We start from the raw sequence: 9,736 nt of genomic DNA, 5'->3' as shown, positions 1-9,736 counted from the left end.
AAAAGTGTAAAAGATGCAAACAGTACTTAGAGCAGGAATAATGGTCTTGCTGCTGGCAATAAGTATGCGCGGCGAAGCGCAGCAGAACATACAGTTCAGCCAGTATGTCTTCAACGGGTTAAGCGTTAACCCTGCCTATGCAGGCTATAAGGAAGACCTGTATGTGAATACCGTGTACCGTCATCAATGGAGTGGTTTCCCTGGTGCGCCCCGTACGGGTGGCATATCAATAGATGGGGTAACGCCGGCGAGTGACAACAAGGTAGGATTGGGGTTGCAAATGTTGTTTGATAAACTGGGACCGCAGGAGGCATTGTCGCTCTATGGCTCTTATGCCTACCGGATTCCGCTGGATGATGAAGGTACGCGCCGGCTTTGCTTTGGTCTTGGCGGTGGCGTTACCCAGTATTCCATCGACGGTAATGCGCTGCAATACACTGATAACGACGACGTGGCCCTGCCGCTGGGTAAAAAGAGTGTGTGGGTACCGGATGCGCGCTTTGGGATTTACTATTATACTTCCCGTTTTTATGCCGGCGCTTCCGTCATGGACCTGTTTTCTCTCTATACCGATGCTACCCGTTATAGCTGGAAAGGAAATAACTATTCCACCATCCGTAAAACACAGCACCTGTATATTACTACAGGTGCTATGTTTCCGTTGGGCGACAATTTAAAGCTGAAACCTTCAATCCTTATTAAGGAAGACTTTAAAGGGCCTACCAACGTAGATATTAATGCCTTCCTGCTGATTGGCGACAAATTATGGACGGGTGCTTCGTATCGTACCGGCGTGGGATTATGGAACAAAACCAACCTGCAGAAAGACCTTAGTGAAGTAGATGCTGCCAGCATAATGGTGGAGTTTTATGCTACTGAAAAATTGCGTATTGGGTATTCCTATGATCTGACCATTAATAAAATGGCAGGTTACCAGGGAGGATCGCATGAGATATCACTGGGCTTTTTGATTCCATCGAAGAATTTTACGGTAAAGAGCCCCAGGTATTTTTAACCTTTAGTTACTACACGTATGATACGTTGCACGATAATGACCATTCCGCTGGTGTTTTTGATGACGGCACAGTTGTACAGCCAGGAGCAGAAGAGTTTGACGCAATTGGCTGATGAAGCCTATGCCAGGCAGGAGTACGCAAAGGCGGGCTCGCTCTATTACAGGATTGCCCGTAATAAGGGAAGTAAGACAGCGGTGGACCAGTTGTTGAAAATGGCCCATAGTTACCAGGAAATTGGTTACTATAAGTCGGCTGCCGACATCTACCAGGAAGTTACCGGTCGCCCTGATTGCCCGGCGTCTGCTTATTTTTCCTATGGAGAAGTGCTCAGGCAGCTGGAGCAATATGATGCGGCAAAAAAGCAATATGCTTTGTTCAGCACGTCCAATGCCGACAGTCTTAAGTTAAAAGACATTGCGTTGGTGGGCTGCGACAGTGCCGCCGTATGGAGTAAACAGGGCGCGCCTATAGAATTGAAGCCTATCAAAGAACTCAATACCTATGGCTCTGATCTTGTAAGTGGGGCCGTACAAAAAGGTTTGCTGGTAATGTCGAACGGGTACCGCTCCATGGCGCTGAATAGCGGCTCGCAGTCGAGCCCTGCCATCGACAAACGCACAGAGCAACCTTATTACAAAGCATATGTTTACCAGCAATATGCGGGCGATAATTCCAACGCATACCTGGAAGAATTGGTACCTGCGCTGTTGGGTAAATATGACTATCATATTGGTCCTGTATGTTTGAATAGTACAGAAGACACACTTTACGCGACCATTAATATACAAGGCAAGGGAGTACCTGTTACCGGCAAAGGTGCAGTGAATGGCATTCGCCAGCTGCAGATCTACCAGTCTGTAAAAAAGAATGGTAAATGGGAAACACCGGTACTGATGCCTGGTATTAACGTAGAAGGATACTCGGCCAGCCATGCGGTATTAAGTTCCGATGGTGATGTCTTGTATTTTGTATCTGATCGCCCGGGTGGCCTGGGGCAGACAGACATCTGGTATGCAGAGAAGCAGGCGGATGGTACCTGGGGAGCGCCGGTTAACTGCGGCAGCCAGGTAAACACGGTGGCTGCAGAAACCTTTCCCACGGTAAACGAAGAAGGTATTCTTTATTTTTCCAGCAAGGGTTATGCGGGGATGGGCGGCTACGATATCTATCGTGTAAAGGGGGCGAAGTCCACTTGGGAAGTGCCGGAGAATATGAAACTGCCGTTCAATTCCGGGGCTGATGATATGGGACTGGTATTGAAACGAAATGGTTATGAAGGTTACCTGGCATCCAACAGGCCGGGTGGTATGGGGAAAGATGATATTTACTATTTCTCAGATCCCAATTATTTTAGCCGGGTTAATCCTGTGCCGGAAACACCTGTGGTTGTAGACCATACGACAACACCAGTAACGGGCGGACCGCCTAACCCGGGAGGAAAGAAACATACCGATGAAGAAATCACTGATAGACAAAAACTGGAAGAACTGAAGTTTTTGTATGACTATAACAGTGCTTCCCTGCTCACCGAGTCCCGCAGGATCCTGGACCAGGTAGCGGCGGTATTGAAGCGTCATCCGGATTGGAAAGTGGTGATTCTGTCCTTTGCGGATAGCCGTGGTGGAGACCAGTATAATACCGACCTGTCGGCATTGCGTTGCTACGCCGTAATAGATTACCTGGCAGGCAAGGGCGTTGACCCCAAACGCCTTTACTACAGCAATAAAGGGGAGCGAGACCCTGTAAATGGCTGTAAAGACGGGGTGCCATGTAGCGAAGAAGAATATAAACAAAACAGACGTTCCGAATTAAAGATAAAATGGTAGGGTAGATAGTAAGAGCCTTCAGGTGAAAACCTGGAGGCTCTTTTGTTTGTTAGCCATCTCCTTCATGTAATTTATGCCCCCTTCTCCCGTGGCATATTGGGTTGTTATCAGAAAGCTCCTGTTATTTCACCCCTCAAAAAAACGAACTCGCCCGCCAATTTGTCCAACTGGGGTGTTTGATAAAATTTCTCATTACGGGGCTGTCTACTTTTGAGTAAACAAACAGCAAACGTAATAGCAACCACATTTTATCAAGCATTAAAAAATAAAAAAATGAAAACTACTACCACAAAAATCATCTATTGGTCAGGCGTTATTTTTATGTCCCTTTGGTTTGGCGCCAGTGGTTTCTTTGAATTAACGAAGAACCCGATCGTATGGGGCATCACGCAACAGCTGGGTTATCCGCCGCATTTTATCTACCTCCTGGGTGTTTTTAAAATTTCAGGGATCATCACCTTATTAATTCCCAACCGCTTACTGCGATTAAAAGAATGGGTATTTGCGGGTATGTTTTTCGATATCATCTTCGCCTTCTTCTCCAAAATAAGCGTACTGGGCTTCCCCGCTACTATAGATGCCATTATTGCGTTTAGCGTACTGTCTGTCGCCTACCTGATGTTCAGGAAGCTGTACCCGGTTCATTATGCCGTGGAAGTGCCAGCATTGGTGCGTTAAACCTGTAAATGTACAGAACAAACCCCGGCTTGTACCTGTTGGGAGCTGATAGGGTGGTCTATTTTTGTGTTATCAATCATCATAAAAACAGATCAAAATGGAAAACATAATAGCCACCCTGCCAACTACCCAATATTTTACTACCGGTGATGGTGTGCACATTGCCTATGAACTGGAAGGCGAAATAGGAAACCCCGTGCTGGTATTGTCTAATTCTATTGCCACCGACTACCACATGTGGGATATACAAATGCCAGCTTTTACCCGTCACTTCCAGGTATTGCGGTTTGATACCCGGGGCAATGGCGCTTCCGGCGCTCCTGCAGGAGATTATTCCATTAACCGGATGGCGCTGGATGTAATTGAATTGCTAGACCATCTGCATATCGAAAAGGTGCATTTCCTGGGTTTATCGTTGGGCGGTTTTATAGGTCAGTACCTGGCCATACACACGCCCGAAAGGATCGATAAATTAATATTGGCCAATACTTCCTCTTACCTGGGACCCCGCGAGTACTTTGATAAACAGATAAAATCCCTGCGCGAGGGCGCTACAATGGATGGATTTGCCGATATGTTTATTCATAACTGGTTTCCAGCCGCGATGATCAACAGTGGAGACAGCCGGGTAGCGCCCTTCCGCGACATGGTATTAAACACGCCACCACTGGGATTGGCCGGTTCCTTCGCTGCTGTGCGGGATGGAGACCTGAGAAAAACGGCGGCCCTGATCCCGCATGCAACACTCATTATAGGCGGACAATTTGATACGGTTACCCTTCCTGAACACAGTGAGTTGCTGGCCGCCACCATCGCCAATGCCAGCCTGACTATCCTCCCGGTAGTGCACCTGTCGAATGTAGAGAGCGACGAAAGGTTCAACAAGCTGGTGATCGACTTTTTGCAGGATTAAGTAGAATAATGGATTGCAGCAGGACCTCCTGCTGCCGTCGCCATATTGGTCAATAATGAAATTTCCTTATTATTGTGGTGAAAATGAGCCAACGAGTTCAATTGTTAAACCAGTTAATCAGTGTTAGCCTGGCTGTGATAGCCAAATTTTAACCACTTTAATTTATGAAGAGAATATTGACGCTCTTATTAGGAACAGCATTTCTATTTTCCTGCAGTAAAAAGAAAGACGACAATACCGGTCCCAATTCCGCTGATGCCAGCTGGAAGCTCGGCCAATACACCTATGTAAGAGGTACGTCTTCGCAATCCAGTACTACCAGCAGTGGAAAAACTATTACGGCCATGGCTGTAAGCACTACCGGAGATGGGGGAAACTTTGGCGCTTTTTCCGGGAGCGCATTGACCTTCACTTTTTACAGCAACCTGGGAGAGGGAGAATACCGCCTGGGTACAACGGAAGCGATGGTGGCCAGCCCTACCGCCCGTATTATTGTGATTAATTGTACCATTGGCACCGCTGTAAATACAGGCTCCCTGCTGTATTCCGTGCTGGGAACCGGAGGCACTGCCAGCGTAACGCAAGACAGCAAAGGTCAGTATCATGTTAGCGTATCAACGCCGGTTACTTTCAAAAAGGATATCGCGGTAAATGGGGGAATTCCTTCTGCGCAGGAAACATATGATCTGACGATCAAGAATGCGTATTAAGCATATTACCGATAAAAGTAAAGCTGGCCGGGACTTGTTTCCTGGTCAGCTTTTTTTATACGCGTAAAGGGCTTCTTTAAACCGGTTAGCCAGCAGGCCGGTAGCCAGTGCCGGATCTATGTTGGCTACAGTGATTCCCGCCTGCCCATAGGCGGCGTGCGCAACACAGCTGCCATCCGGCGCAATGACCGCACTCGCTGAATCGGGATAGCGGGAGGCATAGTTAACGCTGGCAAAATAAATGGTGTTTTCCAGTGCCCGCATCATCATCGCTTTTTCGTAGTAAGGATTGTCTTTGTGGCCCCATTCCGTAGGTGAGGGCCCTTCCGTATTACTACCGCCAAAATGCGGATGGAATACGACTGCTGCGCCTTGCCTCGCTGCCCATCTTACCGACTCGGGATAGCGAAATCCTTCATGACAAATGGTAATACCAAATTTTACTCCTTTTACTTCGAATATACTACGCTCCGTACCTGGCTCCCATATATTATCTTCCGTAGGATCCAGCTGGTTTTTGGTTTGATAGCCCAGCTTTTCGCCGGCAGCTGATATCACCCAGGCCAGGTTGACCAAGCCTTGTGGCTGATACCAATCCATCGGCATAATGATCGCTACACCATTTTCTTTAGCGATGGCACATACTTTATCCAGTGCCGCCGCTAGTTTTTCCGGCGTGCGCTCTTCTGTATTCATGCCCGGATAACCAGGTAGATAAGATTCCGGAAAACAGATAATATCGGCATTTTGACCAGCGGCTTCTTTAACGAGTTGCGCTACCCAATGCAAACCATCGCTGATGGAGGATGGGAAGGGAGGTGCAGCTAAAGCTATTTTCATGTGTTGGGTTTGTGAAATATTTTTTTTGAGAAAAGTGATAATAATTCAATTAAGGTAATATATTTGCTGACAAGTGGAAAATGAAATGTGAAAAATGAGAGCAACACACTTTCATTATCTACAAACTGTCAGAAAGTATTGTTATTCCCCTTTGATTGTTAGAATAGTATTAGTATAAAAATCCTATACCATGAATTTAAATTTATACCCTAGTTTATGCCCACACCATATGTATTCCAGTCATTTTTGTTTTTTACCTGTTTAATGGCCTGACACACGTCCATTTTACTTTTTTGGTTTGATATGTATTTACCTGGTGGGAAAGGCCAGGGCATACTGTAGATTGTTATAAACGATCCCATTGAAATATTTTGCCCCTATACTAGCGATTGTATTATTTGTCCTGTGTTGTGAAAGTAGCGCCCAGTTGCGTTTACCCAACAGTAACAACCGGTTATTGGATACCGGGTTTTACTATATACACACAGGGTGTAAAATGATGTTGCCGGTATTGATCGTACAATATGAGCAACCAGTAGGAGATACGCGATACCAAACCATCCGGCGAAAACATATCGAAACGTTGCCCCCGGTAGTACAGCATCCGAAGTTGATCACCATACATGGTAATATCACTTATGATGGCTATTACCAATCTAATGCGGATACGCCTTTCCTGGAGCGGGATTTATACCAGCACACGTTACAAACTACGCTGGATATTATGGTAAAGGAGGAATATCCTTTGCATGTTTCATTCAGCACCAGCATGGGTAATTCCCAGTTTTTCCGGAATATCACCGGTGCTAATTTTCAGTATTATAACCAGGATTTCAAGAATCGGCTGTTAGCAAAAGCAAAGCGCTGGGATGCAGGGAAGTTAAAGCAGAAAATAGCCCTGGAGCAGTGGAAGGATAAGTTGGATAAAGACTGGAATGAGCTTAACCGGTTAAAGTCCTGGTTTACCGCTCCTGCGCAGCTACAAAAGATGGCAGAACTCAAGGAATATGAATACCGTCGTCAGCTGGAAGATTCGTTAAAGAAAACGGTGGTGAGATGGACGGATAGTATTACTACCCCGCTGACTGCAAACATCTCCCGTAAAGATAGTTCCCTATTGGGCTTCAGAAAAATGTATGACGAAAAGAAATTGCTCCTGGATTCACTGATGGCCTTATATACAAGGAATGAACGCTTATTTGTACAGAAAGAAAAATCATATGTTGCCCGTAAAGGATCATTGATGGATGCTTTACAACATAGCCGCAATGAAGGGGAGTTGATATCGGAACTGGAATCTATGAACCTGCCGGATTCTATATTGCCTAAAGGATATAAGGCCATGTTGGCGGTGAAGTCACTGGGACTGGGCCGGACGCTGGTCGACTATTCGGAATTAACTGCAAAGAACATCAGTATCATGGGGGTACAGGCAGAAGTGAATCCTTCCTGGTACGTGGCATTTGCCACCGGGAAAGTAGACTACCGGTTCCGCGACTTTATTGTAAATGATAACCGGGTGCAACAGTACCTGAATATGATTAGAGTGGGGGTAGGTAAGAGAGACGATAACCATTTGATCCTATCATTTTATACAGGCAAAAAACAGGTATATAATTTTAACACGGGCACTCCTGCTGGCGGAACGATTGAGCCACCTGATTATAAGATCATGGGGTTATCCCTTGAGGGGCGCTGGCAGTTGAACCGGAATAATTACGTGATAGGGGAAGTGGCGAAGTCATCGCTGCCATATTACGCGCGGAGCGTGGCTCACCAGGGATTGGGTGGAAGTATGCTGGGCTTTAATGATCATAGCAATGAAGCGTATGCGGTGAGTACATTTTCATTCATACCGGCAACGGGCACACGTATCAATGGTATGTATAAGCGTATGGGGGCTAATTTTCAATCATTCAGTTTGTATGCCACCGGTTCAGCCCAGGATGCCTGGATGCTGCAGGTAACCCAGCCGTTTTTTAAGCAGCAGTTAACTCTTACCGGGAGTGTACGACAAAATGTATACACCAGCGTATTTGATAATTCGGCTTATAGAAGCAACACTATTTTTAAAAGTATCCAGGCCACATTTCGCCGCAAACGATGGCCGGTACTATCGGTGGGATATTTCCCGTCTTCCCAGCTGATGAAGTTGAGTGAAGACAAATACGTAGAAAACCTTTTTTATACCCTGGTGGGTACAGGCAGCTATTACTACAACGTCCGGAATGTCCAGATGAACAGCATTGTATCTGCTACCAGGTTTTATAACCACCAGGCCGATAGCAATTTTGTGTATTTCAACAGCACTAATTTATTGTTGAATCAGACTGTTTTCCTTGGAAAGCTTACGCTCAACGGCGGCGGATCTATGGCCACCAATACAGACTACGCGCTGTATGGCGCTGATGGCAGTGCGCAATACCGGCTGTTGTCCTGGCTGGAGCTGGGAGCCGGACTAAAGTATAACTATCAAACGGTGTATGAAATAAAACAACTGGGATACCTGGCCAACATGAGGCTGAACATCCGGAAGATAGGAGAGATTATGGTGTCGGGCGATAAGGGATTTGTTCCGGGTGTTAATAAACAACTGGTGCCGAATAAAACGGCGAGGTTAACCTATACCAAAATATTTTAAGTAATGACTATGAAAAAATTCCTATGCCTGTTGTTGATACTAAGCGGTTTTCGTACAGCCGCCCAGGTGAGCATGACGGTGCAACTGCCACCAGCCGGTGTATTGCTGAAATCCCAGCTATGGAATATCATGTTGGTATCTGCTGCCGGCAAGTCAATGGATGTGCGGGTAACGATGCGTTTATCCGATGCGCATACTAATCAGCCGGTACTCACTGGCATTAGTCGTAGTTTGACGATCAATAAGGGTGCCCGGCAATTGCAGGCAGCCGACCTGATGCCGGTGCATTACGAATATTTTTCTGCCACTATTGACCGGAGTGCGAATGGTCTGTTGCCCGCAGGTAATTACCTGGCTTGTTATAGCTTGTATATAGAAGGGGATAAATCGGGTACCCAGCCAGGAGAAGACTGTATGCCGTTTACGGTGGAACCGGTAAGCCCTCCACTGTTAAATAGCCCGGCAGATAAAAGTGAATTGCCTTTTTCCCTGCCACAATTTACTTGGCTGCCTCCGGCGCCACTGAATATGTTTAGCGACCTGAATTATGATATGACCTTGACGGAGGTGCACGACCATCAATCGCCAGAAGAAGCTATACAGCAGAATATCCCGGTGCTGCGGGCGCCCGGGTTGCGCAACATATTTATGAACTACCCTTCCGGCGGCGTTTCACTGGATACAGGCACCACGTATGCCTGGTCGGTTACAGCCCGTAACGGCAACCTGTTTGTGGCACAAACTGAAACCTGGACTTTCCGGGTGAAAGGAGCTGATAAGCTTATCGATTCCGCAAAAGGCGCCTATGTGCAGTTGCGTAAAGAGCTGGATGGAACAGTGGTGCGCTGTGGTGAATCTATCCAGGTGAGCTATGTGAATGAAACCGGCGATTCTACCGCCCGTTATGAGTTGCTGGCGCTGGACAATACCAGTAAAACTATCGCTACTGGTACGGTGTCATTGAAAAGAGGAAGTAATCACCTTGATGTGCCATTGGGCTACAGGAGAGGGCTGGATGGAAATAAAATATACCTTTTCCGGCTGCTGAACAGCCGGCATGAATACTGGCAAATGAAGTTCATCTGTGCCAGGAAAGATTGATTGAATTAAAA

The 9,736-nt window shown here is 46.5% G+C and carries 8 protein-coding genes; 7 read left to right on the top strand and 1 reads right to left on the bottom strand.

What is annotated here, in order from left to right; translation table 11 throughout:
- The first annotated feature begins 13 nt into the window (after positions 1–13).
- The 5 genes from HGH91_RS21475 (at position 14) to HGH91_RS21455 (ending at position 5,143) form a co-directional block, all read left to right on the top strand.
- Positions 14–1,015: a type IX secretion system membrane protein PorP/SprF gene (locus HGH91_RS21475; protein WP_168740857.1), complete on the top strand. Its 1,002-nt coding sequence runs from the start codon at positions 14–16 to the stop codon at positions 1,013–1,015.
- An 18-nt stretch (positions 1,016–1,033) separates the two neighbouring features.
- Positions 1,034–2,842, top strand: coding sequence for an OmpA family protein (locus HGH91_RS21470; protein ID WP_168740856.1), 1,809 nt, complete (start codon positions 1,034–1,036; stop codon positions 2,840–2,842).
- 273 nt (positions 2,843–3,115) lie between these two features.
- The gene (locus HGH91_RS21465) at positions 3,116–3,520 is read left to right on the top strand and encodes a DoxX family protein (protein WP_168740855.1); all 405 of its coding nucleotides are present in this window, start codon (positions 3,116–3,118) and stop codon (positions 3,518–3,520) included.
- 97 nt (positions 3,521–3,617) lie between these two features.
- Positions 3,618–4,433: an alpha/beta fold hydrolase gene (locus HGH91_RS21460; RefSeq protein ID WP_168740854.1), complete on the top strand. Its 816-nt coding sequence runs from the start codon at positions 3,618–3,620 to the stop codon at positions 4,431–4,433.
- A gap of 164 nt (positions 4,434–4,597) precedes the next feature.
- The gene (locus HGH91_RS21455) at positions 4,598–5,143 is read left to right on the top strand and encodes a hypothetical protein (RefSeq protein WP_168740853.1); all 546 of its coding nucleotides are present in this window, start codon (positions 4,598–4,600) and stop codon (positions 5,141–5,143) included.
- Positions 5,144–5,188: 45 nt separating this feature from the next.
- Here HGH91_RS21455 and HGH91_RS21450 read toward each other — a convergent pair whose 3' ends face one another.
- Positions 5,189–5,983, bottom strand: coding sequence for a carbon-nitrogen hydrolase family protein (locus HGH91_RS21450; RefSeq protein ID WP_168740852.1), 795 nt, complete (start codon positions 5,981–5,983; stop codon positions 5,189–5,191).
- A 361-nt stretch (positions 5,984–6,344) separates the two neighbouring features.
- On the opposite strand from HGH91_RS21450, the gene HGH91_RS21445 reads away from it, so the two are divergent.
- Together HGH91_RS21445 and HGH91_RS21440 are read left to right on the top strand one after the other, a co-directional pair.
- Entirely contained in the window at positions 6,345–8,624 is a 2,280-nt protein-coding gene (locus HGH91_RS21445; RefSeq protein WP_168740851.1) for a hypothetical protein, read from the top strand.
- A gap of 9 nt (positions 8,625–8,633) precedes the next feature.
- Positions 8,634–9,725: a hypothetical protein gene (locus tag HGH91_RS21440; protein ID WP_168740850.1), complete on the top strand. Its 1,092-nt coding sequence runs from the start codon at positions 8,634–8,636 to the stop codon at positions 9,723–9,725.
- The last annotated feature ends 11 nt before the right edge of the window (positions 9,726–9,736 follow it).

It is taken from the genome of Chitinophaga eiseniae (assembly GCF_012641265.1).
Lineage (GTDB): Bacteria > Bacteroidota > Bacteroidia > Chitinophagales > Chitinophagaceae > Chitinophaga > Chitinophaga eiseniae_A.
This window is presented reverse-complemented; position numbering and strand designations above follow the sequence as displayed.

Coding starts and splice junctions, on each gene's coding strand:
- HGH91_RS21475 (WP_168740857.1), top strand. CDS start 14: ATGCAAACAGTACTTAGAGCAGGAATAATGGTCTTGCTGCTGGCAATA.
- HGH91_RS21470 (WP_168740856.1), top strand. CDS start 1,034: ATGATACGTTGCACGATAATGACCATTCCGCTGGTGTTTTTGATGACG.
- HGH91_RS21465 (WP_168740855.1), top strand. CDS start 3,116: ATGAAAACTACTACCACAAAAATCATCTATTGGTCAGGCGTTATTTTT.
- HGH91_RS21460 (WP_168740854.1), top strand. CDS start 3,618: ATGGAAAACATAATAGCCACCCTGCCAACTACCCAATATTTTACTACC.
- HGH91_RS21455 (WP_168740853.1), top strand. CDS start 4,598: ATGAAGAGAATATTGACGCTCTTATTAGGAACAGCATTTCTATTTTCC.
- HGH91_RS21450 (WP_168740852.1), bottom strand. CDS start 5,983: ATGAAAATAGCTTTAGCTGCACCTCCCTTCCCATCCTCCATCAGCGAT.
- HGH91_RS21440 (WP_168740850.1), top strand. CDS start 8,634: ATGAAAAAATTCCTATGCCTGTTGTTGATACTAAGCGGTTTTCGTACA.